This window comes from Ruegeria sp. AB9 (genome assembly GCF_056542585.1).
This window is the reverse complement of sequence record NZ_JBQGAA010000024.1, coordinates 1-26091: the sequence shown is the minus strand read 5'-3', so window position 1 is coordinate 26091 and position 26091 is coordinate 1. Positions and strand designations below refer to the sequence as shown.

26 protein-coding genes and 1 riboswitch are annotated in these 26091 nt (G+C 56.6%); of the genes, 13 read left to right on the top strand and 13 right to left on the bottom strand.

Annotation, left to right across the window (positions count from 1 at the left end; genetic code table 11):
- Position 1: 1 nt before the first annotated feature.
- The 5 genes from ACR0K5_RS23835 to ACR0K5_RS23815 all read right to left on the bottom strand — a co-directional run bounded on the left by ACR0K5_RS23835 (position 2) and on the right by ACR0K5_RS23815 (position 5343).
- A complete protein-coding gene (locus ACR0K5_RS23835) occupies positions 2-1315 on the bottom strand; it encodes a TRAP transporter large permease (RefSeq protein ID WP_480632025.1) in 1314 nt (437 codons plus the stop codon).
- A gap of 4 nt (positions 1316-1319) precedes the next feature.
- Positions 1320-1853, bottom strand: a complete 534-nt coding sequence (locus ACR0K5_RS23830; RefSeq protein WP_480632024.1) for a TRAP transporter small permease — start codon at positions 1851-1853, stop codon at positions 1320-1322.
- A 70-nt stretch (positions 1854-1923) separates the two neighbouring features.
- On the bottom strand, positions 1924-2901 hold the full coding sequence (locus tag ACR0K5_RS23825; protein ID WP_480632023.1) for a TRAP transporter substrate-binding protein: 978 nt from the start codon (positions 2899-2901) through the stop codon (positions 1924-1926).
- A gap of 61 nt (positions 2902-2962) precedes the next feature.
- Positions 2963-4213, bottom strand: a complete 1251-nt coding sequence (locus ACR0K5_RS23820; protein ID WP_480632022.1) for an NAD(P)/FAD-dependent oxidoreductase — start codon at positions 4211-4213, stop codon at positions 2963-2965.
- Complete coding sequence (locus tag ACR0K5_RS23815) at positions 4210-5343, bottom strand: enolase C-terminal domain-like protein (protein WP_480632021.1); 1134 nt, start codon at positions 5341-5343, stop codon at positions 4210-4212. Before ACR0K5_RS23815 ends, ACR0K5_RS23820 begins: the two co-directional genes overlap by 4 nt.
- Positions 5344-5441: 98 nt before the next feature.
- Between ACR0K5_RS23815 and ACR0K5_RS23810 the strand changes: the two genes are divergently transcribed.
- Positions 5442-6362, top strand: a complete 921-nt coding sequence (locus ACR0K5_RS23810) for a LysR family transcriptional regulator (protein WP_480632020.1) — start codon at positions 5442-5444, stop codon at positions 6360-6362.
- Here the strand turns inward: ACR0K5_RS23810 and ACR0K5_RS23805 are convergent.
- Complete coding sequence (locus ACR0K5_RS23805) at positions 6323-8017, bottom strand: thiamine pyrophosphate-binding protein (protein ID WP_480632019.1); 1695 nt, start codon at positions 8015-8017, stop codon at positions 6323-6325. The genes ACR0K5_RS23810 and ACR0K5_RS23805 overlap by 40 nt on opposite strands.
- A 112-nt stretch (positions 8018-8129) precedes the next feature.
- Here ACR0K5_RS23805 and ACR0K5_RS23800 point away from each other — a divergent pair, with 112 nt between their 5' ends.
- Both ACR0K5_RS23800 and ACR0K5_RS23795 read left to right on the top strand, forming a co-directional pair.
- Positions 8130-8834, top strand: coding sequence for a GntR family transcriptional regulator (locus ACR0K5_RS23800; protein ID WP_480632018.1), 705 nt, complete (start codon positions 8130-8132; stop codon positions 8832-8834).
- Positions 8831-9547 carry an aspartate/glutamate racemase family protein gene (locus ACR0K5_RS23795; RefSeq protein ID WP_480632017.1) on the top strand — a complete coding sequence of 239 codons (717 nt, stop codon included), beginning with the start codon at positions 8831-8833 and terminating at the stop codon, positions 9545-9547. Before ACR0K5_RS23800 ends, ACR0K5_RS23795 begins: the two co-directional genes overlap by 4 nt.
- Positions 9548-9599: 52 nt before the next feature.
- Here ACR0K5_RS23795 and ACR0K5_RS23790 read toward each other — a convergent pair whose 3' ends face one another.
- The 4 genes from ACR0K5_RS23790 to ACR0K5_RS23775 all read right to left on the bottom strand — a co-directional run bounded on the left by ACR0K5_RS23790 (position 9600) and on the right by ACR0K5_RS23775 (position 13210).
- Complete coding sequence (locus ACR0K5_RS23790) at positions 9600-10238, bottom strand: nucleoside/nucleotide kinase family protein (RefSeq protein WP_480632016.1); 639 nt, start codon at positions 10236-10238, stop codon at positions 9600-9602.
- Entirely contained in the window at positions 10235-11011 is a 777-nt protein-coding gene (locus ACR0K5_RS23785; RefSeq protein WP_480632015.1) for an ATP-binding cassette domain-containing protein, read from the bottom strand. Before ACR0K5_RS23785 ends, ACR0K5_RS23790 begins: the two co-directional genes overlap by 4 nt.
- Entirely contained in the window at positions 11011-12084 is a 1074-nt protein-coding gene (locus ACR0K5_RS23780; RefSeq protein WP_480632014.1) for an ABC transporter permease, read from the bottom strand. Before ACR0K5_RS23780 ends, ACR0K5_RS23785 begins: the two co-directional genes overlap by 1 nt.
- Positions 12085-12190: 106 nt before the next feature.
- Entirely contained in the window at positions 12191-13210 is a 1020-nt protein-coding gene (locus ACR0K5_RS23775) for a substrate-binding domain-containing protein (protein WP_480632013.1), read from the bottom strand.
- A gap of 179 nt (positions 13211-13389) precedes the next feature.
- On the opposite strand from ACR0K5_RS23775, the gene ACR0K5_RS23770 reads away from it, so the two are divergent.
- The 6 genes from ACR0K5_RS23770 (at position 13390) to ACR0K5_RS23745 (ending at position 18436) form a co-directional block, all read left to right on the top strand.
- Positions 13390-14589, top strand: a complete 1200-nt coding sequence (locus ACR0K5_RS23770) for an ROK family transcriptional regulator (protein ID WP_480632012.1) — start codon at positions 13390-13392, stop codon at positions 14587-14589.
- 113 nt (positions 14590-14702) lie between these two features.
- A riboswitch (cobalamin riboswitch) is annotated at positions 14703-14901 on the top strand.
- A gap of 133 nt (positions 14902-15034) precedes the next feature.
- The gene (locus ACR0K5_RS23765; RefSeq protein WP_480632034.1) at positions 15035-15820 is read left to right on the top strand and encodes a DUF4198 domain-containing protein; all 786 of its coding nucleotides are present in this window, start codon (positions 15035-15037) and stop codon (positions 15818-15820) included.
- Positions 15821-15826: 6 nt separating this feature from the next.
- Positions 15827-16438: a cobalt transporter CbiM gene (gene cbiM / locus ACR0K5_RS23760; RefSeq protein ID WP_480632011.1), complete on the top strand. Its 612-nt coding sequence runs from the start codon at positions 15827-15829 to the stop codon at positions 16436-16438.
- On the top strand, positions 16435-17010 hold the full coding sequence (locus tag ACR0K5_RS23755) for a cobalt ABC transporter permease (protein ID WP_480632010.1): 576 nt from the start codon (positions 16435-16437) through the stop codon (positions 17008-17010). Before cbiM ends, ACR0K5_RS23755 begins: the two co-directional genes overlap by 4 nt.
- The gene (cbiQ, locus tag ACR0K5_RS23750; protein WP_480632009.1) at positions 17010-17789 is read left to right on the top strand and encodes a cobalt ECF transporter T component CbiQ; all 780 of its coding nucleotides are present in this window, start codon (positions 17010-17012) and stop codon (positions 17787-17789) included. Before ACR0K5_RS23755 ends, cbiQ begins: the two co-directional genes overlap by 1 nt.
- Positions 17786-18436 (top strand): energy-coupling factor ABC transporter ATP-binding protein, encoded by a 651-nt coding sequence (locus ACR0K5_RS23745; protein WP_480632008.1) that lies wholly within the window; start codon positions 17786-17788, stop codon positions 18434-18436. The genes cbiQ and ACR0K5_RS23745 overlap by 4 nt, the downstream gene beginning before the upstream one ends.
- Positions 18437-18545: 109 nt before the next feature.
- Here the strand turns inward: ACR0K5_RS23745 and ACR0K5_RS23740 are convergent, their stop codons facing one another.
- From ACR0K5_RS23740 to ACR0K5_RS23730, 3 genes are all read right to left on the bottom strand, one after another.
- Positions 18546-18761, bottom strand: a complete 216-nt coding sequence (locus ACR0K5_RS23740; RefSeq protein WP_480632007.1) for a hypothetical protein — start codon at positions 18759-18761, stop codon at positions 18546-18548.
- 1103 nt (positions 18762-19864) lie between these two features.
- Positions 19865-20710 carry a Rossmann-like and DUF2520 domain-containing protein gene (locus tag ACR0K5_RS23735; RefSeq protein WP_480632006.1) on the bottom strand — a complete coding sequence of 282 codons (846 nt, stop codon included), beginning with the start codon at positions 20708-20710 and terminating at the stop codon, positions 19865-19867.
- A 26-nt stretch (positions 20711-20736) separates the two neighbouring features.
- Positions 20737-21366 (bottom strand): response regulator transcription factor, encoded by a 630-nt coding sequence (locus tag ACR0K5_RS23730; protein ID WP_480632005.1) that lies wholly within the window; start codon positions 21364-21366, stop codon positions 20737-20739.
- A 220-nt stretch (positions 21367-21586) separates the two neighbouring features.
- On the opposite strand from ACR0K5_RS23730, the gene ACR0K5_RS23725 reads away from it, so the two are divergent.
- The 4 genes from ACR0K5_RS23725 to ACR0K5_RS23710 are packed head-to-tail and all read left to right on the top strand — an operon-like array spanning position 21587 to position 25898.
- Positions 21587-22828: a pyridoxal-phosphate-dependent aminotransferase family protein gene (locus ACR0K5_RS23725; protein ID WP_480632004.1), complete on the top strand. Its 1242-nt coding sequence runs from the start codon at positions 21587-21589 to the stop codon at positions 22826-22828.
- 15 nt (positions 22829-22843) lie between these two features.
- Positions 22844-24040 carry a malate--CoA ligase subunit beta gene (locus tag ACR0K5_RS23720; protein ID WP_480632003.1) on the top strand — a complete coding sequence of 399 codons (1197 nt, stop codon included), beginning with the start codon at positions 22844-22846 and terminating at the stop codon, positions 24038-24040.
- Complete coding sequence (sucD, locus tag ACR0K5_RS23715; RefSeq protein ID WP_209508187.1) at positions 24040-24927, top strand: succinate--CoA ligase subunit alpha; 888 nt, start codon at positions 24040-24042, stop codon at positions 24925-24927. Before ACR0K5_RS23720 ends, sucD begins: the two co-directional genes overlap by 1 nt.
- On the top strand, positions 24927-25898 hold the full coding sequence (locus ACR0K5_RS23710) for a 2-hydroxyacid dehydrogenase (RefSeq protein ID WP_480632002.1): 972 nt from the start codon (positions 24927-24929) through the stop codon (positions 25896-25898). Before sucD ends, ACR0K5_RS23710 begins: the two co-directional genes overlap by 1 nt.
- Positions 25899-26091 lie beyond the last annotated feature (193 nt).

Sequence of the window (26091 nt, the reverse complement as noted above, 5' to 3'; positions counted from 1 at the left end):
GTTACCCGCCCGGGCTCTGACGCAAATTCTCTGGCAGCCAGGTTGCGAGATCGGGGAACCAAATGAGGATAAAGACCATCAGTACCATGATCAGGAACATCGGGATCGCGGCGCGTGCAATATAGCTCATCTCATGGTTGGTCATACCTTGCATCACGAACAGGTTGAACCCGATCGGTGGTGTGATCTGCGCCATTTCAACGACGACCACGATGAAGATTCCAAACCAGATCAGATCGATACCGGCGTCGCGGATCATCGGTTCCACCACGGCCATGGTCAGCACAACCGAGGAAATCCCGTCCAGAAAACAGCCCAGAATGATGTAGAACACCAGCAGAACCATCAGCAGTTCAAAACGGGTCAGTTCCCATCCAGCGATCAAGTCAGCCAGCCCACGTGGCAGGCCGGTAAAGCCCATCGACAGCGAAAGGAACGCCGCGCCAGCAAGGATCAGGGCGATCATAGCGCTGGTGCGCGTGGCACCCATTAGGCTTTCGGTAAAGGTCTTCCAATTCAGCGACCCCTGGCCTGCTGCCAGCAACAGTCCGCCGATTACCCCGAAAGCAGCAGCCTCGGTCGCTGTGGCGTAGCCCAGATACATTGAGCCGATAACGACCGTAATCAGCAGAATCACAGGCAACAGAAAGCGGGAATTCCTGACTTTCTCAGCAAAACTCAGCTTGCCTTCGCTGTTCGGATTCCAGTCTTTGCCTAACTTGGAATAAATCGCGACATAGCCCATGAACATGGCGGCAAGCACAAGGCCGGGTAAGATACCGGCAAAGAACAGCTTGGTGATTGATTCATTGATGGTCACCCCGTACACGATCAGGGTCAGCGACGGCGGGATCATCAGCCCCAGAGTGGCCGCGCCGGTCAGAGTACCGATGATCATCCGTTCAGGGTAGTTGCGCTTGCGCAGCTCGGGGATCGACATCTTGCCAACCGTGGTCAGAGTTGCCGCCGACGACCCTGAGACAGCAGCAAAGACCGTGCAGCCCACAATATTCGTATGCACCAAACCTCCGGGCAGGGGGGCCATCCAGGGCGATAGTCCTTTGAACATGTCTTCGGACAATCGTGTTCGGTACAGGATCTCGCCCATCCAGATGAACATGGGCAGTGCAGTCAGGGTCCACGAGGACGATGCCGACCAGATGGTGGTGATCATCACATCACCCACGGGCCGGGTCGTGAACAGCTCCATCCCGACCCAGGCGACGCCCATCAGGGCCAGTCCGACCCAGACGCCGGTGCCCAGCAAGGTGAAAAGAACAAAGAGGAAGAGGATGATGACAGACAGGTTTTCCATGCTCTTATTCTCCGTGGCTCTGGTCGGCCAAGTCGCGGACAATGCGATGGTCGCCGCGGAACAGCACATGAATCAGGTGATCAGTCAGGGCGATGGCCAGGATCACGGCACCGATCAACATAGCTGATTGGGGAATCCAGAGGGCCGTTCTGTCCTGACCCTGGCTAATGTCGTTGAACTTCCAGCTCCAATAGACAAAGCGATAAGCATACCAGCAAAAATACCACATGACGGCAGTACCGATGGCGAAACACCAGACTTCAAGTACACGCCGCACGCCGTCCGGGACCGCGTTCAGAAGGATCGAAACCCGAATGTGGCTGCCCCGGTTCAACGCATTGGCAAAGGCCAAAAAGGATGCAGCTGCCATTGCGTAACCGGCATAGTCAGGCGCTCCGGGAAACACTTCACCGGTCCAGCGGGCCAGCATCTGCACGACAATCAGCAAAAGAATGGCAATCAGGCTGAGGGCCGCCAGAACCCCTGCCGCCAGATAAATGAAGTCGAGTACGGACCGTAGCCCTCGCAAAACCGCCATGCTGTCCCCGCTATGATTTCATTGGATGTGAAACGGGCGGCGGATTGTGCCACCGCCCGCCCCGAAAGGATTACTGAGACGAGTTGAACGCGTCGACGATGGCTTTGCCTTCATCACCAGCGGCTTCCAGCCACTCATTGGTCATGGTCACGCCGATCTCTTTCAGTTCCTGCACCATCTGGTCCGATGCCGGGCCAACGGACATACCGCCATCACGCAAACCCTGCAAAGTAAAACCGGTATACTCTTTAGCACGCCAGTTCCCGGCATACTCGGCCAACTCGGCGCACCCTTTGATGACGTTCTTGTTGGCGTCGGAAACGCCCGACCAGACGTCCGAGTTTACCATTACGTAGTTGCGCGGGAGCCAGGCATCGACCTCATAGAAGTAATTCAGACTTTCCCAAACCTTGCGGTCGTAGCCGGTCGAACCCGAAGAAATCATCGAGTCTGCAACACCCGTGGCAAACGCTTGGCTGATTTCCGCAGCTTCGATGGTCACGGGCAGCATTCCGGTCAATTCAGCTAAACGCGACGTGGCGTTGTTGTACGAGCGGAATTTGATGCCTTTCATATCAGCGACAGAAGTCACTTCATCCTTGAAGTACAGGCCCTGAGGTGGCCACGGCACAGCATACAGCAGCGTCAGATTCTGCTCAGCCAGCAGGTTTTCGATAGATGGTTTGGCGGCCTCCCAAAGCTTGCTGCTGTCGTCGAACGAAGTGGCCAGGAACGGGATTGAATCGAACCCGAAAAGTGCGTTTTCGTTTTGGTGACCAGACAGAAGACGCTCACCAATCGGGGCTTGACCAGTCTGGATCGCACGTTTGATATCGGCACCTTTGAACAGCGAGCCGGACGGGTGCGTAACGATTTCGATCTCACCGCCAGTTCCGGTCGTCACGCATTTTGCAAACTCCGCGCCTGTGGCCGAGTGGAAGTTCGACGCCGAATAAGCCATCGGCATGTCCCATTTTTCGGCCATGGCTGGTGCTGCCGCGGCGGTGGTCAAGGCGGTTGCCGCCAGAAGGTTTGTCAGTTTTTTCATAGTATTCTCCCTATCGAGTTTTGATGCGCCGATGTTCTTCATCGGCCTGTTCTTATGGCTCTTAAGTTGTATAGCGCGACGGCGCGTAGACGCTCATATCCGCGTTTGGGGTTCTGCCTGCGATCATCTGTGCCAGAAGGCGCCCGGTCTTTGGCCCGCCTGTCAGGCCAATGTGATGGTGCCCAAAGCCCATGTAGGCCCCTTTGATATCGGGCACGTCGCCAATGATCGGGATCGAGTCGGCCGGGGCCGGCCTGTGCCCCATCCATTCCACTTCCTCCTTCCATGTTATGCCCGGAAAAGCCGCCCGGGCATTTCTGCGCATCAATTCAAATGGTGCTTTTGACGGCGGTGCCTCCAGCCCTCCGAACTCTACAATACCTGCCAAGCGTATGCGCCCTTCCATAGGCGTGGCAACAAACTTACCCGATGCGACCATGACAGGGCTGCGCGGCTTGGCAGAAGGTTCCACCAATTCAAGATGATAACCGCGTTCGCTTTCAAGAGGAACCGAAACCCCCAATCGTTTCGCCAACGGTCCCGACCAGACGCCTGCCGTTACAATGGCCGTGTCACAGTCGATGGTCTCACCATCGGCACGCACGCCGGTGACGCGGCCGTTTTCGCGGGTGACGTCCTGGACATTGGCGCGGATAATCCGGCCTCCGTTGGCTTCAACATGGGCAGCAAGGTCTTTCACGTACCGTCCGGGATCGGTGATATGACCGTGGTTGGAAAGCTTGGCGGCGAATCCGATATCCGGGCTGAACACGGGGTCGTATTCGTGGAAAGCCTTGCCCTCCAGCTCTTCCCACTCAAAGCCGTTCTTCCGTCGGATATCCCAGCCCAACGCGTCTCCTTCGAAATGAGCCCGGTTTTCATAGAGAAACAAATAGTCGCTCGGCGCGATCCATTTCTCGGCACCGGTGCCTGCTGCCAGAGCCTGGTGATCATTCAGGCTGTCCCCAACGATCGGTGTCAGGGCGGCTGCAATCCGTTCAACGTCCGCAGCGTTTGCGTGGCTTAGATATTGCCGGAGCCATGGGATCAGCTTCGGCAAATATCCCCACTTTAAAAACAGCGGCTGTGAAGAGCTCAGCAACATTCTTGGCGCTTTTCCAAGTAACCCGGGAACCGTCACAGGTATGATGGAACAAGACGCCAACACGCCGCCATTGCCATGAGATGTGCCTTCGCCCGGTCCGGCTTTGTCGAACAGGATCACGTCATGCCCATCGCGTTGCAGCCAGACCGCTGCCGAAACACCGATTATTCCGGCGCCTATGATGGCTATGGTTTTCTTGTCACTCATTCTGAAACCGCCTTGGCCACGGCATAATGGTTCAGCTTGGCCAGTTCGGGTCTTCCCCCAAGCCCCGGGCTTTGAGGCACGCAGACCTGTCCGCCCCGGACCTGGAAGGATTCTTCCAGAATGTCCTCTTTCAGGAAATAGGACGCCTGATAAAACTCGCAGCCCAGTGTGATCTCTGGTGTCGCGGCAATCATATGGGTACCTGCAAGATGGGCCAAGCCAGCCTCAAACATGTCCCCGCCATAAGCCGTCAGACCATGCGCAGCCGCGATGCGGGCAACCGTCTGACCGCGTGTCGGCCCACCGGTCTTCATGATTTTCACTGAAACGCCGTCACATATGCCTTCACGTGCCGCGCGTTCCATATCTTCGGGGCCAAAGACGCTCTCGTCGGCGAGAAGGGGAATATCGGTCATCTGCCGTAGCTTCGCCATCATGCCGAAGTGATGGGCCCGAACCGGCTGTTCGATGAAATCGGGAATGAACTGAGCCACGTCGCGCACCTGTGCCGGAGCCTCCTCGATGCTCAGCCCTTGATTATAGTCCACGCGGACCGAGAATTCAGGGCAGTTCTGTGCAAGGTATTCCAGCCTCATGATGTCGAAGGCGTGATCCTTGAACCCGGTCTTGAGTTTGACAATCCGGACGCCATCGTCACGCAACCGCGCCAACAGGTCTATGTCCTGCGAAAAGTCCGGGTTGGCGATTGAGCAACTCAGCGGAATGGTGTCGCGGCAGCGACCGCCCAACAAAGACCAGACCGGGATCCCGCTGATCCGGCCAGCCAGGTCCAGCAGAGCGGTTTCCAGTGCGGCCTTGGCCTCGGTGCAATGTGCAACGGCATAGGCCGCGCGCGCCATAATGGCTGACCGGTCGCTCACGCTCGCCCCAAGAACAACGGGTCGCAAGTAACGGTCCAACGCCGCGAAAGTCGCTTCCGGAGTGCCGGTGAACACTGACCACGGTGACGCTTCGCCAAATCCTTGCGTACCATCCTCGGATGTCAGTCGCAGGATAACGACTTCGCAAACGCCTTCAACGGACCCTATACCGTGATCCCGGCGGGACGTGACCGGCAGCTTCAGGTGCCAAAGGTCGTAGCCGATGATTTTTTGTGCCAGATCGCTCATTCCGCCCCCCGTAGATGAGCGGAAGCCTGCCTTGACGGGCATATCATTTCAAATACTATATCTTCGAGAGTTCATCAGAAAAAATGATACTATTGCCGATGTCTTTACGCTTCCGCCAGCTTCAAGCCTTTCATGCGATCATAGAAACCGGGACCGTGACCGGCGCGGCTTCGGTTCTCGGTATTTCGCAGCCAGGCATCAGTAACCTTCTGGCACAGCTGGAACGCGAAGCGAGATTGCCTTTGTTTGAGCGCAACAAGGGCCGTTTGCTGCCCACGCCGGAAGCTGAACTATTGTACCGCGAAGTTGACACGGTAGTGCGCGGTCTTGACCACGTGGCGCAGGCGGTGACGGATCTGCAGAACAAACATCCCGGTCAGTTGCAGGTTGCCGCGCCACATCTTTTGTCTTTCGGCTTTATGCCGCGCGAGATTGCACGTTTTGCCAAAAGCCGCCCGAACCTGTCCGTCAGCTTTCAGTCGCAGTATTCGTCGAAGATTCAGGAATGGGTGATTTCTGGCCTGTTTGAAATCGGCATAGTCGAGATGCCGATTCTGCACGACACGCTGAACTATCAGGTATTTCAATTCGAAACACTGGCGACTTTTCCTGAAGACAGCTCTTTGGCTGAGTACGACGTTCTGACACCGGAAATATTGGAAAACGAACCCTTCATTGTCATGGGTCCGGAACATCAGACCCACCGGCGAACACGTGACATATTTCAGGCATTCGGACACACGTGGCGGACGCAGATCCACACGCATCTGTCCGAGAACCTGCTGAGCTTTGTCAAACAGGGCATGGGGGTCGCGATGATCGATCCCTTTACCGTGACGTTCGATGGTGAGAGCGGGTATCAAACCCGCCCATTCCGGCCGTCCGTGATGCTGGATCTCGCGATCATCACGGCCAAGGGCCGCCCTTTGTCAACAATTGCGCAGGAGTTTCTCGCTCAGTTGACACCGTCAATAGCCTCTTACGCGACCCACTCCGACACGGGTGCTGCTGCCTTGTGAAGCTGTTGCGAATGAATGTCGACCAGTGTGGGGCCGTCGTGTTCAATGGCTTGCTTCAGTACCTTTGGTAAATCTGCAGGGTCTTTGACCGTCCATGACTTTACACCAAAGGCTGCCGCGACAGCCGCGTGGTCCGTCCGGTTGAAATCGACATTGTAATACCGTTGATCAAAGCCCGCATTCTGGCCCGCCTTGATCCAGCCGAAGACCGAGTTCGAGAACACGATCGAGGTGATCGGCATCTTGTGCCGGACCATTGTCTCAAACTCACCACAGGTGAACCCAAAAGAGCCATCGCCCATAACAGCAAGGGTCTTGACCGACGGCCTCCCAACGTGTGCACCCATTGCCGCACCCAGGGAATACCCCAACGCGCCATGCGCCCGGTTTGTGATGAAATGCCGCCCCGGTCTCCGCCAGCGGTAATGCGCACTGAAATAGGGGCAGGGGGTGCCGGGATCGGCGACCACAATCGCATCGTCATCCAGAATGTCCATCAGGGACGCCATGACAGCCTCTGGCCGGACCGGTGTTTCCCTACTCGCGGCCAATGGGGCAAACGCCTCCATTTTGGCTTCCCACGCAGCGCGGGCTTTGACTGCTCCGCCTTGACCGGTCAGCTCTTGCCGATCTTCCAGCGCTTGTGCCAGCGCCTCAAGTGCGAGGCGGGCGTCAGCGCAGATCGCCACTTCGGTCTGATAGTTTGCGCCGATCACCATGGGGTCGCTGTCGATGTGGAGGATCGTGGTGTTACGGCCGGGGCTTCTCCAACGCTCAGTTGTGACCGAACCTGCGCGGCAACCAATAAACAGGACAACATCAGCCTGATCTACGACGGCACGGGTTGCGGGGATGCCTCCGTTCGACCCCACAACGCCCAAAGCCAGCGGGTCGATTTCGGCAATGGAGCCTTGTCCCGAAACCGTCGTGGCAACCGGCATGTCCAACAATCCAGCCACCCGGCGCAGCGCATCTGTTGCGCCTGACAGGACCGGGCCGCCCCCACATACAGCGACGGCGGATTTGGCCTGTGCAAGAATGGCTGCCGCTGCTTCAATCGCATCCGGATCAGGAGCGGCCCGTTCGGCGGGATAACTGCGATGTCTGTTGTCCGCCCAGATTTCTGCTTCATCGACCTGGGCCTTCTGAGTGTCAAACGGCAGTGCCAGATGCGTTGCACCTGGTGTTCCCGTTGTCATCGCCCGGAAAGCGGCACGTACCATGGCCGGAAGCCGGGTCGCGTCGTCCAAAGACGCATTCCATTTGGCCAACGGTTTGAACAATGCAGGTTGATCCAGTTCGGTCAAAGGGTACTTTCCACGGCTTGTCGTTGCCACATCCGACGTGATTGCCAGTATCGGAACCGAGCTTTCGTTGGCTTCGATCACGCCCGGCAGGATGTAGGTCGCCCCACCGCCGGACGGGCCTTCGCAAACGCCGGGCTTACCTGTGACGCGGGCATAGCCATCTGCCATATAGGCCGCGTGCCGTTCGTCGCGTGTCAGAATGTGCTGGATGCCGTGATCCATTCGGGCGAGCGCATCATAAAAGGGCAAGGTGGTGTCACCGCACAGACCAAACATATGGGTGACGCCATGCGCCTCGAGCATGCGCACCATTGCCTCGGCTCCGGTCAAATAGTTCGTCCCTGTCATGGTCTGCGATTCCTTCGATTCATATCTGCACACAGAGCTGTATACAGTTTTGTATATTGATTTCAAGAATTGTGTGTGGCACCTGTGGATCAACGGTAGAAGGGCAGGGTTTATGGCGGGTCCACGCGTCGACGACATCTACGATCAGGTCAAAGCGATGGCGGTTTCGTTCCGACTGCGCCCGGGTGATCGACTGAACGAGGTGGCGTTGTCCAAGGATCTGGGCGTCAGTCGTACGCCGTTGCGCGAAGCGCTGAATCGCCTGGTTGCGGAACGGCTGTTTGATTTCCGCCCCGGACAAGGGTTTTTCTGTCGGCCATTGGATGCACAAAGCGTGTTTGACCTGTTCGAGCTGCGCCAGATCATTGAAACTGCCGCGGCCCGTGCGGCCTGCGCCAAAGCGACGGATGAAGACCTGCAGACGCTGCAGGGTGAACTTTACGCAACGGGCATCGACATCACTGGCTTGACCGTCAAAGAAGCGGTGACCCGGGATGAAGCCTTCCATCTGGGGATCGCTAAGCTGTCGGGAAACATGGAGTTGTTGCAATCTCTGACGCGGATCAATGAGCGTATCCGCTATATCCGATGGATTTCCATGAGCATGGACCGGGTGCATCGATCAAAGGACGAACATAAACGGGTCATGCAGGCTTTGATGGACCGGGATGCGGATGAGGCGGCGCGTGTTCTGGGTGCTCATATCACCAAGCGCATGGATCAGGTTCAGGACGCTGTGCGTCACGGGATATCGAGTATCTTCATGGAAGGGTCCGAAGATATCTCGACCCGTATTATCGAGGAGGCACAGGGATGATTGTGCAAGGCGGGAAATCCATCTTCGGCGCATCTGTTGGTATTCTCATGCTCGACGCCCGGTTCCCAAGGATACCTGGCGACATGGGTAATGCGCAGACCTGGCCGTTTCCGGTGCTGTATCGCATTGTCCGGGATGCCTCGCCCGACAAGGTGGTTCGGCGCCGGGCCGAAGGGATGCTTGAGGTTTTTATCGACGCCGCGCAGGAACTGGTCAAAGACGGCGCGGACGGAATAACAACCAATTGCGGGTTCCTGTCCCTGTTCCAAAAAGAACTGGCGGAGTCTGTTCCGGTTCCCGTCGTTACCTCGTCCTTGATGCAGGTCGAAATGGTAAATCGTATCCTTCCCGCCGGAAAACGTGCCGGAATCCTGACCATTTCGGCATCCACGTTGACCGGTGATCATCTGCAGGCTGCCAATGTCCCCTTGGATACGCCAATCGGCACGACCGAGGGTGGGCGCGAGTTCACCCGGGCAATTCTTGGTAACGAGTTGAGTCTGAACGTTCAGATGGCACGGGAAGACAATATAGAGGCGGCAATTGCCTTGACCTCTGAAAACCCCGATCTTGGAGCGATTGTTTTGGAATGCACAAATATGTGTCCCTACGCGCCGGATATTCAGCGGGCGACCGGGTTGCCGGTGTTTTCAATCGTGTCGTTCGTGAAGTGGTTTCAGGCTGGCCTTGCTCCACCGGTATACCAAATCTGACCTTTCACGTTTCAAAAACCGAAATTGTTTTTTAATCAGTTGGTAGCAGAACTTAAGTCAGAGTTAAGTCACCGGATACCGAATTCCCGATCACGCGTTCTGCATTCGGCAGATCGTTGGAATACGCCCGGTCCTTTGCGGCACTGCTGCTCAAACCGTATCCGATCCATCTGTTGGTCAGGCGGGTTTCAAGTGTCGTCAGGTCAGTGCCCAGAAACACTTTGAACGCCCAAAGTTGGTGAAGTTCCGACCAGCCCGGTTCCTTTAACAGAAGATAATTGCCTTCAACCAGAACAACTCTCTCATCCGGCGTGATCATAGACCGCGCAGCGATAGCCAGATCGAGGTTTCGGTCAAACTCGGGTACTGCAACTTCGCCTTCCTTGCGCAAACGATCAAGCAATGCGTGAAATCCGGCAAGGTCAAAGGTTTCGGGGGACCCTTTGCGACTCATTAGGTCGCGAGCTTTCAAAATTGCGTTGTCGTAGTGGAAGCCGTCCATGGAAACCAGGCCGGTTGTGATGCCGCGCCGATTGAGCTCTGTTGTTGCAAGGCTGGCCACAGTCGTTTTCCCTGACCCCGGTGGCCCGGCAATCGCGACGAGATGGCGGTCTTGCGACGGTGGTAAAGCCTGGACAGCATCCGCGATCCTGTCTGCAAGCGCCTCAGGGGTCGTAGGCACACCTGTCACGCGGCTTGATCCTCAGTGGGTGGTTCCTTGGCGCCGGTCATGAATGCCACAGCGTCGGACATCGTGTAGTCTTTGGGGTCAACAACGCAGAGACGTCTGCCAAGCCGATGCACGTGGATCCGATCGGCAACCTCAAATACATGCGGCATGTTGTGACTGATAAGAATGATCGGAATGCCGCGTGATTTCACGTCCAGGATCAGTTCAAGGACCCGACGGCTTTCTTTCACACCCAGTGCCGCCGTTGGTTCATCAAGGATTATGACCTTTGATCCGAACGCCGCGGCTCGCGCCACGGCGACGCCCTGACGCTGACCCCCGGAAAGAGTTTCGACAGCCTGGTTAATGTTCTGGATCGTCATCAGGCCCAACTCGCTCAGCTTGTCTCGGGCGAACTTCTCCATGGCCGGGCGGTCGAGCATTCGGAACCACGATCCCAGCGGCCCTTTGCGCCGAATTTCGCGGCCCATGAACATGTTGTCCGCAATTGAGAGGGCAGGGGACATGGCTAGCGTCTGGTAAACAGTTTCAATACCTGCTTCGCGCGCATCAATCGGGGAATGAAAATTCACCTTTTGACCTTCCAGCCAGACTTCGCCTTCATCTGGCGCCACCGCGCCTGACACCGCTTTGATCAGCGTCGACTTTCCTGCGCCATTGTCGCCGATCACGGCCAGAATTTCACCCGGCATCAGATCGAAGTCACACTGATCCAGCGCAGTTACCTTGCCATAGCGCTTAACAAGGTTGCGTCCTTTGAGAATAGGTTCCATCAGCCCGCCACCTTTCTGATCCACTGGTCGACCGCGACCGCTGCGATGATAAGGATCCCGATCAACAGGAAGGTCCATTGTGCGTCCGCGCCCAGCAACCGAAGTCCAAGCGTAAAAACGCCAACGATCAACGCTCCGAACAACGAGCCAAGAATGGACCCGCGGCCCCCGAACAGGGAAATACCCCCGATCACAACCGCTGTTATGCTTTCAATATTGGCCAATTGCCCTGAAGTAGGAGATACCGACCCGATCCGGCCAATCAATGCCCAGCCTGCAAATGCGCAGATCAACCCGGACAACATGTAAACGGACATCAGCGTTCGGTGCACGTTGACGCCGGACAATTCGGCGGCTTCCGGGTCATCACCAACTGCGTAAACATGCCGTCCCCAAGCGGTATGGCGCAGCGCGTAGGCAAGTCCGAGGATCAGCACCAGCATGAAGATCACGCCGACGGTGAACACAGCGCCACCCACGTTAAATTTGGCCCCGAAAAGTTGCAGGATGCTAGCATGTTCCTCGATATCCTGCGACCGGATGGTTTCATTCTGCGAATATAGGAAATTTGCAGCGAGAATGATTTGCCACATGCCAAGCGTCACGATGAAAGGTGGCAGCTTGATGCGGCTGACGAGGAAACCGTTTACCGCGCCGATGGCGGTACCCACAACAAGACCGCAAACGATGGCGATCGACGGTGGCAACCCATACCGGAAGGTAAACTGACCCATGACGACCGATGACATCACCATGATCGCTCCGACGCTCAGATCGATACCGGCGGTCAGGATCACCAGGCTTTGCGCGGCCGCGACGATTCCGACAATCTGAACCTGCTGAAGGATCAGGGTCAGCGCAAATGGTGAGAAAAACTTGGACCCTAACAAGGCACCGAAAATGACGATGGCAGCCACAAGAACGATCAATGGCACCAGAGAAGGGTTTACATGTAGAAAATGCTGAATTGTTCCGACAAATCCGCGTTGGTGATCGTCAAACTCGGCGACCTGTTCCGGACTGCCATTTGCGGCGGCTTCGAAATTGTCTGACTGTCGTGAAGTATCGGACATAAACGTTCCCCCAAAGCGTCAGGCTACTGACGACTTTAGCAAATTTTCGGGCGTGTGAGTGGTTTGATAGGTGAAAGGCCGCTTTGCGGCCTTTCACGCGTTCAGCTTAACCCCAGCAGAGGTCCATGCCATCTTTGACCGAGATTGACTCGACGCCATCAGCGGCCTTGTCCGTAACGAGTGCCACGCCGGTGTCAAAGAAATCCTTACCTGGAGTATTGTCAGGCTTCACGCCTTCGTCCGCCCACTTTTTGACGGCCTCTACCCCCAGCGAAGCCATCAACAACGGGTATTGCTGTGATGTCGCGCCGATAACGCCGTCAGCGACGTTCTGGACACCCGGGCAACCACCGTCGACGGAAACGATCAATACGTCATTTTCACGCCCGATGGCTTTCAGCGCCTCGTAAGCGCCTGCCGCCGCCGGTTCGTTGATGGTGTGAACAACGTTGATCGTCGGGTCCTTGGCCAGAAGGTTCTCCATCGCGCGGCGGCCGCCTTCTTCGTTGCCGGCGGTGACATCACTGCCGACCAGACGGGGATCTTCTTCATCGCCGATCACATTCGGATCAGCCAGATCCACGCCGAAACCTTGCAGGAAGCCCTGATTGCGCAGCACATCCACTGTGGGCTGGCTGACCGCCAAGTCCAGAGTGGCGATTTTCGCATCATTGGCTGCGTCGCCCAGAGTGGCCTTGGCCCACTGTCCAATCAAAAGTCCGGCAAGGAAATTGTCCGTTGCAAATGTCGCATCGGCCGAGTCAATTGGCTCAAGCGGCGTATCCAGAGCGATAACCAGAACTCCTGCGTCCCGCGCCTGTTTAACTGCTGGGACAATGGATGATGTGTCCGAGGCTGTCAGTAGAATGCCTTTGGCGCCGTCCAGAATGCAGGTCTCAATAGCCTGCACTTGTGTCTCGTGGTCGCCGTCGACTTTGCCAGCAAAGGCTTTCAACGTCATTCCAAGCTCTTCAGCTTTCGCTGTCGCGCCTTCCTTCATTTTGACAAAGAATGGGTTGGTATCTGTTTTGGTGATCAGGCAAACGGTTTCGCCTTCTGCCATTGCACTACCGGCCATGGCAGTAACTGCCAGCGCAGACGCGCCCGCAAGTTTCGCAAGTTTCATCAGTAATCCTCCCAGTTTTTCCTATGCCCAAGAGGGCACGAGGGCGATCAGGCGAAAATAACCCGAACCCATATGAAACCATCACCAGATTCGAATATTGAGTCAATAAATAAATCACTCTTATTTATTATTGACAGAGTGCGGAGGCTTCCACATTCTTCAACGGGAAAGGGGTGGCCGTGTCCGCAAATACATCTCAGGAAAGCTCCATTGGCTCGCACGGACCAGAAGTGCGTGGAACCAACCAAAGTGGGATGCGGGCCCGAAACGAACGCCTTGTTCTGTCGCTTGTCCGGCGTCATCAGGCCCTCGCGAAGTCCGAGATCGCACGCATGACAGGGCTGTCAGCGCAAACGGTTTCAGTCATCATGCGCCAATTGGAAAAAGATGGTTTGCTTCTGCGCGGCGAACCGGTTCGCGGGAAAGTCGGGCAGCCATCTGTTCCCATGCGCCTCAATCCAGATGGCGCGTTTTTCTTTGGACTCAAAGTCGGGCGCCGCAGTACCGAACTCGTTCTGACCGACTTTGTCGGAAATGTGCGGCAACGCGAGCGGCGAACCTATGATTATCCAACGCCGAAAGCCACTTTGGATTTTTCCAGAGAAAGCCTTGAGAAAATGATGTCGTCCATGTCACCTGAGGCCAAAGGCAGGATCGCAGGGCTTGGGATTGCCATGCCGTTTTACCTGTGGGACTGGGCCCAGACATTGCAGGTTCCTCAGGAAAAAATGGACCCGTGGCGTTCCGCGGACATAAAGGCGGATCTCGCGCTTTGCTACGATATGCCGATATTTCTTCAAAACGATGCGACGGCAGCCTGTGGAGCGGAGTTGGTTTTTGGTCCAGCGGACGGGCCTCGGGATTTTTTGTACTTTTACGTCGGATACTTCATTGGCGGAGGTGTGGTTCTCAATGGTTCAATCTTTTCGGGTCGTGGAAACGCTGGTGCACTCGGCCCTTTGCCAGTGCCTGATGACACGAGCGGTGTGAAGCCTTTGATCGACGTGGCCAGCCTTTACGTACTCGAGCGTTCAATCTCCGCAGAAAAGGCAACTACGCATTCTATATGGGAAACGACCGAGCGTTGGGAATTGCCAAAAGTTCAACTGGAAAACTGGTTGAAACAGACGGCGAGCGGGATTGCCAGCGCAATTGTCTCATCCTGTAGCCTTATAGACTTTGAATGCGTGAAGATCGATGGCTGGATGCCGCCGGATATCAAAGCGCGTTTGGTTGAGATGGTTGAAAACGAACTTTCCGATTTGAATCTGACCGGACTTGAGCGACCTTCTGTGCTGGCAGGAGCCGTAGGCCCGGACGCCCGTTCGTTGGGCGCGGCAAGTTTGCCCTTGTCAGAAAGGTATCTTTCCGAAGCGTAAAGTTCTTTTATATGCACTTCTCGGGCCAAGTAAGTTTACCGAAATTTCCAGAGTTCATGACTTTTTCGACAGTCATCACAATTGATCGTTGACGGATGCCGGGATTGTCTGGCAAGCCGTTCGGCATGTCCGGTTCCGGGGCGTGCTCTGGAATCAATAGGGAATGCGGTGCGGGCTCAGGCCCAATTCCGCAACTGCACCCGCAACTGTAAGCGGCGAGCAGGGCTGACACGCCACTGGGATTCTCCCGGGAAGGCCAGTCCAACGCTTCGACCCGCAAGTCAGGATACCTGCCGGATATGTGCCCTCATTTATGGGCACTCCTAATCGGCGACGGGATGTTCGTCGGACCAGGATGCTTGAAAAAGCAACTCGGCCTTGGATGTCCCGCAGTCAAAACGAGTTTCGTGCCGGGACTGGCGCGATGGGACAAGGACGACTGTTCATGAAGAAGCTGCTCTCTGCAGCCGTTGCCGCGGTGGCGCTCCCCGCCATGGCTAATGCGCATTTCCTTTTGGAATACACCAGTGACACCATGATCGAAAAGCCGGGCGACGTGCCGGTCAAGCTGATCTTCTGGCATCCGTTCGAAAATGGCCATGTCATGGATCTGGAAAAGCCGCAGGAATTCTATGTAATCCACAACGGTGAAAAGACCGACCTGCTGGGCACGCTGGAACCTGTCCGATTTACCGGCAAAGAGAATGAAGGCGCGGCTTTCAAAGGCACTGTTCCTGTCAAGCGCTCAGGCGACTACGTGCTGGTGACGGTTCCGCAGCCTTACTATGAAGAGTCAGAGGACATCTATATCCAGCAGCTTACCAAAGCGTTTCTGAACCGCAACGAACTACCGACCGACTGGATGAACCCGGTGGGCCTGCCGACCGAGATCATTCCGCTGAACAAGCCGACCAACATCATTGCGGGTTCGACCTTCACGGGGCGCGTGATGGCGGATGGTCAGCCGGTTGCGGGCGCCGAGATCGAGATCGAATACATGGCGGCCGAGCCTGACATGGACAGTGCAGCCGCTTCGACCCCGAACGTTTCGCCGATGCCCGGCGGTGCCGTGGTCGCCATCTCGGACGATAACGGGTATTTCTCGTTCGGTGTTCCAAAAGCCGGATACTGGGGTTTCGCAGCACTTGGGGCTGGTCCAGTGACCGAACATGAAGGTAAAGAACTCAGCCAGGACGCGGTCATCTGGATCCGCGCCTGGGATCTGGAGTAACGCCAAATGCATATCGTCGACGGAGCCCTTTCCAACCCGGTCGTAATTGGCGGCGCCGTCGCCGCTGCGGGGGGGATTGCATTGGGCCTCAGGTCACTGGACCTTGATCGCATTCCCACTGCGGGGGTGCTGTCTGCCAGTTTCTTTGTGGCATCGTTGATCCACGTGCCCATTGGCCCGTCGTCGGTACATTTGATCCTGAATGGCATGGCCGGGCTTCTGCTTGGCTGGGCCGCATTCCCGGCTTTGTTCGTCGGGCTTTTGCTGCAGGCCGTCTTCTTCGGCTTTGGCGGGTTGACAGTGTTGGGGATCAACACTGTCAATATCGCCTTGCCTGCAGTCGTGGCAGGAATGCTCTTTGGTGGCCTGATCGCCCGCGGCACACCTTTGCACGGAGCGATATGGGGAGGTGTCGGCGGTGCATTTGCAATTGCCGCCACAACCGGCATGGTTGCGGTATCGCTGGCATTGTCAGGAGACGAATTTTTGCCCGCTGCCAAGCTCGTTTTCTTTGCACATATCCCCGTCATGGCCATTGAGGCGATTTTGACCGGGTTCGCGGTTTTGCTGGCCCGCAAGGTCAAGCCCGAGCTGTTTGTCAAAGGAGTGACCACATGAAGCATCTGGTTTTCGTCCTGGCACTGTGCTGCGCACCTGTGCCTGCACTGGCGCATAAAGTCATAGCCGGCGTTTTTGAATCCGGCGACGCCATTGAGGGCGAGATCGGGTTCTCTAACGGTGATATGGCAAGCGAGACCGAGGTCATTGTCTCCGGCCCGGATGGGGCAGAGCTGGGTCGCACTGTCACTGATGTGGACGGTTTCTTTGTCTACACACCGAACTCAGCCGTGTCGCACACCTTTTTTGCTGACCTTGGTGCCGGACATGTGGCCGAAGTCACAATGTCTGCCGAAGATGTCGCAGAGATCATGGGCGTTGCGGTGGCTAAAACCGGTGACTCATTTTTGGCTGCTCCGACACAGATCAGCGGTTCAGTTGCTTCGCTCAGCGACGAAGAGCAGCAGCTAATTGCCAAGGCCGTGCGTGACGAATTGCGCCCGCTTCGGCGCGAGATTGCAGCTTATCGCGAACATAATGACCTGCAGACGATCCTTGGTGGGATCGGCTACATCGTTGGTCTGTTCGGTTTGGGCTTTTACATGGCGGCCCGCCGCAAACTGGCAGCCTGATGGCACACGTACTGGGTCAACAAGAGAAAACACTGGCCGAAGCCGGTGGCCGGTCCGAAGGGCTGATCAGCCCATTGGATCCCCGAATGCGGATCGTTATGGCCGTGGTTTTTGCGGTTGTGACCGTAGCGCTGTCATCTCTGACGGCACTGTGCGCGGCACTGGCAGTGTCACTGTCGCTTCTGATCGTTTCGCGCCTGCCGTGGCGGAAGACATTGAAACGAATGGCCATGATGGATGGGTTCATCGTGTTCATGTTGGTCCTGTTGCCCTTTTCTATGCCCGGAGACCCGATGTTCACGCTTGGGGGGTTCCCGGCAAGCTGGCAGGGTTTCTGGAAGGCGGTCGAGATTGCCCTGACCGCCAATGCCGTGATCCTGTCCCTGATGGTGCTGGTCGGCACGATGGAACCGGTTACGCTGGGCCACGCGTTGCATCGTCTGCGCTGCCCTGAAACGCTGGTTCATCTGCTGATGTTCACCATCCGGTATATTGAGGTTTTGCGGGAAGAATACCTGCGCCTTCGCGCCGCAATGAAGGTGCGCGGTTTCCGACCGACAACAAACTGGCACACATATCGCAGCTTTGGCTACCTTGTGGGCATGATGCTGGTTCGCGCGATCGAAAGGTCGGAACGTATTCTGGGTGCGATGAAATGCCGAGGATTCTCTGGGCGTATGCTGCTGCTTCAGGATTTTGCTCTGACGCGCAGAGATATCGTATTTGCTGCGGGCCTCGGCACCCTTTGCATGGGCTTGATCATTCTGGATTTCGCATGACACTGATCGCGCTTGAAAACATCTGTTTTTCTTACCCGGGTCAAGCCCCTGTCCTAGACGGGGCCAGCCTGAGCCTGAACGCAGGGCAGCGCCTGTCCCTGACAGGCCCGAACGGTGCGGGAAAATCGACGCTCTTGCGCATTACACTCGGGTTGCAGCGTCCGGAGTCCGGTACAGTCACCGTTTTTGGCCAGCAACGGACGGAAGAGGCCGATTTCCATGAGGTGCGCCGCCGGGTGGGGCTTGTATTTCAGGATGCTGACGACCAGCTGTTCTGCCCAACGGTTGCCGAAGACATCGCCTTCGGGCCGCTTAACCTAGGCAAGACACGGGACGAAGCACTGACCATCGTCGATAAGGTGTTGGGTGATCTGGATCTGATGCATTTGAAAAATCGCATCACCCACAAACTGTCAGGTGGCGAGAAACGATTGATCACTCTTGCGACGGTTCTGGCGATGGAGCCTGAAGTGCTTTTGCTGGACGAGCCAACAAATGCGCTGGACACGAAGAACGAGGCACGCCTGTTGGAAATCCTACGCTCTTTGCCACAAGCGATCCTGCTGGTAAGCCATTCGCCAACGTTCCGCACGGAACTGGCGCCGGATGAGTTGGACCTTCGCGACGGGAAACTGGTACCTGTCTGATCTGTTTCAGCTCTGTTCCGATGGGAAATTCGTCCAGCTTAGTTCCTTCGATGCGGCCAAGTCGTGCTAAAGAGTTTGGTTTTTAGAAGGCGTTTAGTGCGAAGAAACCTTAACTGTTACGTTTACGGCTCATCAGCCCATATTTGACAGCCCATGACCGAAAGGACCTGCGTTTGCGCCTGTCCTGTTTCACCGGCTGTTTTGATTGCGCCCCGCCTTTGCGGTTGAATTCGAACACGTCGATAATCCGCTCGGCACAGCCGCAGGCTTCGCCCATGCCAACTTTGGCGAAGTAGAATTTCTCGAAACGCTCCGGGTTTTGCATGGCTGCCCTCCTGAGTGCATTGAACCCTATGACGGGGGCTCTGCCAAATCACTTTCTTACGTTTCAAGCAACCTCGCTGTTTTGCTGCAAACTCGTTTCCCGTCCAGGCATTGTCCAGTTGATTGAAGGCCGGCGAGGTGATGGGCATCTCTGCGGTATCACATTCCCAACTAGTCCAATCCGCTGCCGCGATAGGCCCGGCAATTGGAGCAGCGATGTCGATGACCCGTGCCAAAACCTCGAACCCGCCGCCTGCGGTCGGACGGCTGAGCGACAGGGAGTCGGTCGCAATATCATGCAACGCGGCTGTTGGGGCCAGGCTAAGGGTTCGGCCGATCAGGGCCAACTACGCGATGCCCCCTGATCCGGGTGAAGACCCCGCGGCTGGAAGTGCCCTGGTGGGAGTCAAAATCGGAACCGTCCCACCACGGATCGTGGTTTTCTACAAGGTATTGTCGAAGGCCGGAACAAAGTCGCGGCGGATCGCGCACGTCAAAAGGAAGATGGGCTGTTGCGGTTCCGGCGCCCCGGCGCCGGCACGTGTGACAAAGGGCAATGGTGGAATAGCGTCGGGCAGTGACAGCGAAATCTGCGCCCTGCTATGCCCAGAGCGGCCGCGCCGCCAGGGAAACCTTTGAACAGGCTTTGCGCGAAGGTCGCCGGGTAGGCACCTGCGTGCCAGTGAAGTCGGATATGTTCTCTTCCGCTTCCTCGCGATCCACCGGGAGAATATCGGCAAGCTCACCTGGGAGGGAGCGCTGAAAAAACTGAGTGCCTGGGAGAAAGTCAAATTTTGAAAGTTGACCCACGTAATATGTTTACGGGGTTCGCAAAAGACACGCCCGGATCAGACTTACTGACGAAGCGTTGCTAAGCGTTCCAAATGGAGTGGAACCGCTGACGCGATCGAAATGCAAGTAGGCTGGAGTGCAGCTTTTTACCGGGGCAGAGTAGGTTTGGACGTGGATTGCACCAAGCACTTAAGCCGCCAAACAGAAAAAACCGGCCCTGTACCGACTTCTGAGTTCATGATTGGTATCGCCAACTCAACTTCTGTTCGTTGCACTCTGTTTATTGAATGGCCGGGTCAAATGCCTTGACGATTACTGTGTAAACCCAGTTGATTTGAGCTTCTGCGCCAGCACACTCATTTGCCTATAAAGTTCACCAGCGGCCGGGTGCCACAATGTCACATCAGCACACTGTTTGGTGACAACCTGTTCGTCCCCTCGTGCCGCTGGGCCAGTCAGGGCACCTTGTGGGCCGAAAAGATCGACATTTTCGACTGTACTGCTCAACAAGCCTGAGTTGAGTTTGGCTGCGATCCCTTCCGTTACGCCCGCCTCTGCCCATGCTTCGCGGGCGATGGCTTGCAAAACAACCGTGAAATTGTTCGATATCACGGCGGCCGCATGGTACAGACTTTTGCTTTCAGACCGGATGGGAAAACTTGTGGTGCCCAGGTCTTCCAGAAGGGGTTGAATAAACGCTGTGGCTTCTTCGTCGCCTTCCAGCCCGCATAACGCGTCTTTGAATTGTTCAGCTGCAGCCTGTGGGTCAGCGAAGGACATGACAGGATGAACGCTGGCCAGAAGCCAATTGAGTTTTCGCAAAGGTGACAATTCCTCGGCGGGAAAATACCCGCTGCAATGAAACGCGACCGTAGGTTTCCCGGACGGTTTCCGATCACTGAAGGCTGCTTCCAGTTTGCTGGCCACAACAGAGATTTGTGTGTCCGGAACCGAAAGGATCCAGAGGTCGGCGGGCCGCATATCGGTGTAGCTTTCAGTTGCGCGCCCGCAGTCGGACAATTGGGCGGCCTCATGCGCGGACTGAATTGAAGTGCTAAAGATATCCTGGATCGAACAGCCTTTTACCTTATCCAGAAGGCGGATCAGAGTTTTACCAACCCGTCCAGCGCCGACGACGTTTATTCTGATTTCAGACATAACTCGCATTCCTCGTTGCACTCGGCCTAATCCCCGGTCTGCCGGGACGAATAGAAATACGCTATAGCCTGTGTTCTGTTCTTGACGCTCAGCTTTTCATAGATGTTCGACAGATGAAATTTTACCGTATTGGTGGATATCTGAAGTTCCCTGGACAGTTCCCGGTTCGACATCCCCTGCGCCAGAGCTTCCAGAATGGCACGTTCCTTGCGCGACAGGCTTTGAATTGGATCCTGTTTCATTTTCCGGACGTCTATGAACGGAAACACCATTTTTCCAGCCGCGACTTCGGCGCAAGTTTCAAGAAGGGTTGCGACATCGCCCGAGCGGGCGGCAAATCCGGCCGCGCCCGCCTGCATGGCCAACCGCGGTACATCTCCTGAGGTATCACCATAGACAACAAAGCGCGGTGCATTTGCCTGATCGCGCAGAACTTCGATCAGTTTTGCAGCACCCAGAACCGGTAGTGCCCAGTCCACCACACCGACCTGAACCGGAACCCGCATCACGGTTCCCAGAAATCCTTCGGCTGTCGCTGAAGTAGCAACCAGAGAGAATCGGGGATCGCGTTCAAATATCTCCGACATGGCTGACAGGACCAGCGGGTTGCTGTCAGCAAGCATGATGTCGATGGGTTTGCCCGACGTCTCAACCATATGATTTTACCCCGATTTTGTAAAAAACTACCCAAAAGTATGGGGTATTTTTCGGTATACCTTCGTATTTTTACCAATATGGGTGGGAAATTACCCATACTAATAGCCATCCAAAAGCAGTAGTAAGTTACGTTGCGCCATGGGGCAAGCTCGCGTTTCCTGATCGGCATCTTAACACAGCGGGCCGCAATGCCCGGCCAACAGCCGAGGATGTCAGACCATGACTTTTCAGATTTTCCCTCCGCTCGAAATTCCCGAAACCCTTGCCGCAGGGCCGGGACCAGGCAACACGGACGCCCGAGTCCTGAAAGCCTTTGCAAGTGCCGGCGTTGCCGATCACATGCAGGGCGATGTCCTCAGGGGCATGATCGAATGCAAGCATATGCTGCGAAAAATCTGGGGCACCCAAAACGTCTACACCTTCGCTGTCGCTGGCACCGGGTGGAGCGCTCTGGACACCATGTTCTCGGCTGTCATGCCGGGGGACAAGGTTGTTGCTTTCACCAACGGTACATTTTCTGGGATCGACGCGCTGACCCTGCGGATCAAGGCGGCAACGCGTGAGGAACACGCGGCCAATCCGCTTGATCCCCAAGCTGCCAGTGTCACTGTAGTCGAAGTTCCTCACGGCCAGCCAGTAACTGCAGAGCTGGTTGAAACTACTCTTGCTCAACACAAGCCCAAATGGGCTTTCATGGCACACTGGGAAACCGGATCGGGCAGGGTAAACGACCTGCGCGGCTTCTCGGACGCATGTGAACGCCACGGTGCCATGGGTCTGATCGATGCTGTCTCGTCCCTTGGTGTCGACGACTTTTCGATTGACGATTATCCGGGCGTGGCTGGCTGGGCATCCTGCCCGCAGAAAGGCCTGTGCTGCCTGCCGCTGACCTATGCTCCTGTCAGCTTTACTGAGACGTACATCGAGACGCTGAAGTCCACCGGTGCCTATAGTTACGTGCACAACCCAATCTTCGAGGCGCGTCATTGGGGCATCGTCGATGGGCAGGATGTGGAAAAAGGCACATATCACCGTACCCATTCCGGATATGCGGTTGCGGCTTTCCACGAGTCACTGCGTCTGACCCTTCAGGAAGGTCTGACCAAACGGTCGATCTCGTACCGGACCCATGAAAAGGTCCTTCGGGACGCGGTGACTGAGATGGGGTGCGAGGTCACCTCGGACATGCCCAGCCTGATCGTGCTTAACCTGCCGCCGGAACTCGCAGGTCGCGAGATGGAGTTGGTGCAGAACTGCCGCGCCCGCGGGTTTGGCATCTGGCCTACGCTCAGCGAACCGGTGCAGGTTCGTATCGGTATCCTCAATCAATTGAACCATGAGGCCGTCAGCCGGATCGTGCGCCTGTTCGCCGAAGCCATTCGTGAGCTGGGCGGAGAGGTCGATCACGACGCAATCGAAGCCCTGCTGGAAAGCCGTTACGGCACTTCAATCGCTGCATAAACAGGAGCGCATCAGATGGATATCCACGAATACCAGGCAAAGGAAGTCCTTACGAACTTTGGCGTCGATGTGCCTGCGGGCGCGTTGGCCTACAGCCCGGAACAAGCGGCCTATCGGGCGCGTGAGCTGGGTGGTGACAAATGGATCGTCAAGGCGCAGGTCCATGCAGGAGGGCGCGGCAAGGCCGGAGGGGTCAAGCTGTGCAACACCGAAAACGAAATCTATCAGGCCTGCGATGACCTGTTCGGTCGCAAGCTGGTCACGCATCAGACAGGGCCTGAAGGCAAAGGCATCTATCGGGTCTATGTCGAGGCCGCCGTGCCGATTGATCGCGAGATCTATCTCGGCTTGGTTCTGGACCGCTCCAGTCAGCGGGTGATGATTGTTGCGTCATCCGAAGGTGGGATGGAGATCGAGGATATCTCGGCCGACCGTCCGGACAGCATCGTTCGTTCCATCGTGGAACCGGCAGTCGGGCTTCAGGAATTCCAGGCGCGCGAAATTGCGTTCAAGCTTGGACTTGAGCCCAAGCTGATCCAGCAAATGGTGCGCACGCTGCAAGGGTGTTACGCCGCCTTCAGCGATCTGGACGCCACCATGGTCGAGATCAACCCGCTGGTCATCACCGGCGACGACCGGGTACTGGCGCTGGACGCGAAGATGAGCTTTGACGACAACGCCCTGTTCCGTCACCCGCAGATTGCCGAACTGCGCGACAAGAGCCAGGAAGACCCGCGCGAAAGCCGCGCTGCGGATCGCGGGCTGTCTTATGTCGGGCTGGACGGAAACATTGGCTGCATCGTCAACGGTGCCGGTTTGGCGATGGCCACGATGGATACGATCAAACTGGCAGGAGGTGAACCTGCAAACTTCCTCGACATCGGGGGCGGGGCGTCACCTGAACGTGTGGCCAAGGCGTTCCGGCTGGTTCTTTCGGACGACAACGTACAGGCCATTCTGGTTAACATATTCGCCGGTATCAACCGCTGCGACTGGGTGGCGGAAGGCGTCGTTCAGGCATTGAGAGAACTCGACCTTGACCTGCCAGTCGTCGTGCGCCTTGCCGGAACGAATGTCGAGGAAGGCCAGAAAATCCTCGCCAAATCCGGGCTGCCCATCATTCGCGCCACAACGCTGATGGAAGCCGCAGAACGCGCTGTGGGCGCATGGAAAAACGACCTTACTCAGGGCACCAAGATGAGGGCTGTGTAATGAGCATTCTTCTCGATCGTGACTCGCGTGTCATCGTACAGGGCATTACCGGCCGGATGGCGCGGTTTCATACCAAGGATATGCTGAATTACGGCACAAACGTTGTGGGCGGTGTCGTGCCCGGCAAGGGCGGCGAAACCGTCGAAGGCGTTCCGGTCTTCGACACTGTCAAACAAGCCGTAGAGGCAACCGGCGCGGATGCCAGCCTTGTATTTGTGCCGCCGCCGTTTGCAGCGGATTCGATCATGGAGGCCGCAGATGCCGGTATCCGCTATTGCGTTTGCATCACCGACGGTATTCCGGCGCAGGATATGATCCGGGTGAAGCGCTACATGTACCGTTACCCCAAAGAGAAACGCATGGTACTGACCGGGCCGAATTGCGCGGGCACGATCTCACCCGGCAAAGCGCTTCTGGGCATCATGCCAGGGCATATCTATCTGCCGGGTCATGTCGGGATCATCGGCCGCTCAGGGACGTTGGGATATGAAGCAGCGGCCCAGTTGAAAGAGCGCGGGATCGGCGTCTCAACCAGCGTTGGGATCGGCGGCGACCCAATTAACGGATCGTCATTCAAAGATATCCTGCAGCGGTTTGAAGAAGACGAAGACACCCATGTCATCGCGATGATCGGTGAAATCGGCGGGCCGCAGGAAGCTGAAGCAGCCGAGTACATCCGCGACCACATCACCAAACCTGTGATTGCCTATGTTGCGGGTCTGACCGCTCCGAAAGGACGCACTATGGGCCATGCAGGGGCAATCATCTCGGCCTTTGGCGAAAGCGCCAGCGAGAAGGTCGAGATTCTGTCTGCCGCCGGTGTAACCGTGGCGGAAAACCCTGCCGTGATCGGTGAAACAATTGCTCGTGTGATGGAGGCTGCGTGATGGTTAAACCCTCGGTCCTTGTGACCCGTCGCTGGCCTGCTGCCGTCGAGGCGCAGTTGGCCGAGAATTACAACACCGTACTGAACACCGGGGACAAACCCATGTCCCCGGCTGACATCCGGCAAGCGTTGAAATCCTATGACGCAGTGCTTCCTACGGTAACAGATACACTGAGCGCCGAAGCACTGGATGTGCCGGGAGCGCAGACGAAAATCCTTGCCAATTACGGTGTCGGGTACAGCCACATCTGCGAGCCTTCAGCCCGCGAGCTGGGTATGACCGTAACCAACACACCCGATGTTCTGTCGGAATGCACCGCCGATATAGCAATGACACTATTGCTGATGGTGGCGCGTCGGGCAGGCGAGGGCGAGCGCGAACTGCGGTCTGGCAGATGGACGGGATGGCGGCCCACGCATCTGGTTGGCACCAAGGTCAGCGGCAAGACACTGGGCATCATCGGCTATGGCCGCATCGGTCAGGAAATGGCCCGCCGCGCCCATCTCGGGTTTGGCATGGATGTGCTGGTCTATAACCGCAGTCAGGTCGCACCTGAAGTATTGGCCCAATGCGGCGCAACGCAGGTGGGCACAATTGACGAACTGCTTCCGCAATGTGACTTTGTCTCTTTGCACTGCCCCGGTGGTGCAGGAAATCGGCATTTGATCAACTCGCGCAGGCTTGGTCTGATGAAGCCTGACGCATTTCTGATCAACACTGCACGGGGTGAAGTGATCGACGAGTGGGCGCTGATCCAAGCATTGATGTTCGACATGATCGGCGGTGCGGCGCTGGACGTATTCGATGGTGAACCCCGCATCAGCCCGGACCTTCTGCAATGCGACAATCTCGTGATGTTGCCGCATCTGGGCAGCGCGACCCGCGAAGCACGCGAGGCGATGGGGTTTCGGGTTCTCGATAACCTGAGCGATTTTTTCGAAGGCCGCGAACCTCGCGACCGGGTGATCTGAGGCCCCTTTGAGCCACTACAAATTGACTGCCAATGCAGCTGTTGCTGCATTGGCCCCCTCTGGAAGGAGAAACACTCCGTGAATGCACCCCACCGTTCAGATGGATTTTTCACCCAGTCTTTGTCGGACCGTGATCCTGAGCTTTTTGGCTCGATCACGTCGGAACTGGGTCGTCAGCGCGACGAGATCGAGC

Excerpts from the sequence above, each read along its gene's own strand:
- ACR0K5_RS23745 (WP_480632008.1), top strand. The coding sequence starts at position 17,786 with ATGACACTGATCGCGCTTGAAAACATCTGTTTTTCTTACCCGGGTCAA.
- ACR0K5_RS23820 (WP_480632022.1), bottom strand. The coding sequence starts at position 4,213 with ATGAGTGACAAGAAAACCATAGCCATCATAGGCGCCGGAATAATCGGT.
- ACR0K5_RS23730 (WP_480632005.1), bottom strand. The coding sequence starts at position 21,366 with ATGGTTGAGACGTCGGGCAAACCCATCGACATCATGCTTGCTGACAGC.
- sucD (WP_209508187.1), top strand. The coding sequence starts at position 24,040 with ATGAGCATTCTTCTCGATCGTGACTCGCGTGTCATCGTACAGGGCATT.
- ACR0K5_RS23825 (WP_480632023.1), bottom strand. The coding sequence starts at position 2,901 with ATGAAAAAACTGACAAACCTTCTGGCGGCAACCGCCTTGACCACCGCC.
- ACR0K5_RS23805 (WP_480632019.1), bottom strand. The coding sequence starts at position 8,017 with ATGACAGGGACGAACTATTTGACCGGAGCCGAGGCAATGGTGCGCATG.
- ACR0K5_RS23830 (WP_480632024.1), bottom strand. The coding sequence starts at position 1,853 with ATGGCGGTTTTGCGAGGGCTACGGTCCGTACTCGACTTCATTTATCTG.
- cbiQ (WP_480632009.1), top strand. The coding sequence starts at position 17,010 with ATGGCACACGTACTGGGTCAACAAGAGAAAACACTGGCCGAAGCCGGT.
- ACR0K5_RS23810 (WP_480632020.1), top strand. The coding sequence starts at position 5,442 with ATGTCTTTACGCTTCCGCCAGCTTCAAGCCTTTCATGCGATCATAGAA.
- ACR0K5_RS23835 (WP_480632025.1), bottom strand. The coding sequence starts at position 1,315 with ATGGAAAACCTGTCTGTCATCATCCTCTTCCTCTTTGTTCTTTTCACC.
- ACR0K5_RS23740 (WP_480632007.1), bottom strand. The coding sequence starts at position 18,761 with ATGCAAAACCCGGAGCGTTTCGAGAAATTCTACTTCGCCAAAGTTGGC.
- ACR0K5_RS23775 (WP_480632013.1), bottom strand. The coding sequence starts at position 13,210 with ATGAAACTTGCGAAACTTGCGGGCGCGTCTGCGCTGGCAGTTACTGCC.
- ACR0K5_RS23755 (WP_480632010.1), top strand. The coding sequence starts at position 16,435 with ATGAAGCATCTGGTTTTCGTCCTGGCACTGTGCTGCGCACCTGTGCCT.
- ACR0K5_RS23725 (WP_480632004.1), top strand. The coding sequence starts at position 21,587 with ATGACTTTTCAGATTTTCCCTCCGCTCGAAATTCCCGAAACCCTTGCC.
- cbiM (WP_480632011.1), top strand. The coding sequence starts at position 15,827 with ATGCATATCGTCGACGGAGCCCTTTCCAACCCGGTCGTAATTGGCGGC.
- ACR0K5_RS23785 (WP_480632015.1), bottom strand. The coding sequence starts at position 11,011 with ATGGAACCTATTCTCAAAGGACGCAACCTTGTTAAGCGCTATGGCAAG.
- ACR0K5_RS23800 (WP_480632018.1), top strand. The coding sequence starts at position 8,130 with ATGGCGGGTCCACGCGTCGACGACATCTACGATCAGGTCAAAGCGATG.
- ACR0K5_RS23735 (WP_480632006.1), bottom strand. The coding sequence starts at position 20,710 with ATGTCTGAAATCAGAATAAACGTCGTCGGCGCTGGACGGGTTGGTAAA.
- ACR0K5_RS23780 (WP_480632014.1), bottom strand. The coding sequence starts at position 12,084 with ATGTCCGATACTTCACGACAGTCAGACAATTTCGAAGCCGCCGCAAAT.
- ACR0K5_RS23795 (WP_480632017.1), top strand. The coding sequence starts at position 8,831 with ATGATTGTGCAAGGCGGGAAATCCATCTTCGGCGCATCTGTTGGTATT.
- ACR0K5_RS23815 (WP_480632021.1), bottom strand. The coding sequence starts at position 5,343 with ATGAGCGATCTGGCACAAAAAATCATCGGCTACGACCTTTGGCACCTG.
- ACR0K5_RS23720 (WP_480632003.1), top strand. The coding sequence starts at position 22,844 with ATGGATATCCACGAATACCAGGCAAAGGAAGTCCTTACGAACTTTGGC.
- ACR0K5_RS23710 (WP_480632002.1), top strand. The coding sequence starts at position 24,927 with ATGGTTAAACCCTCGGTCCTTGTGACCCGTCGCTGGCCTGCTGCCGTC.
- ACR0K5_RS23765 (WP_480632034.1), top strand. The coding sequence starts at position 15,035 with ATGAAGAAGCTGCTCTCTGCAGCCGTTGCCGCGGTGGCGCTCCCCGCC.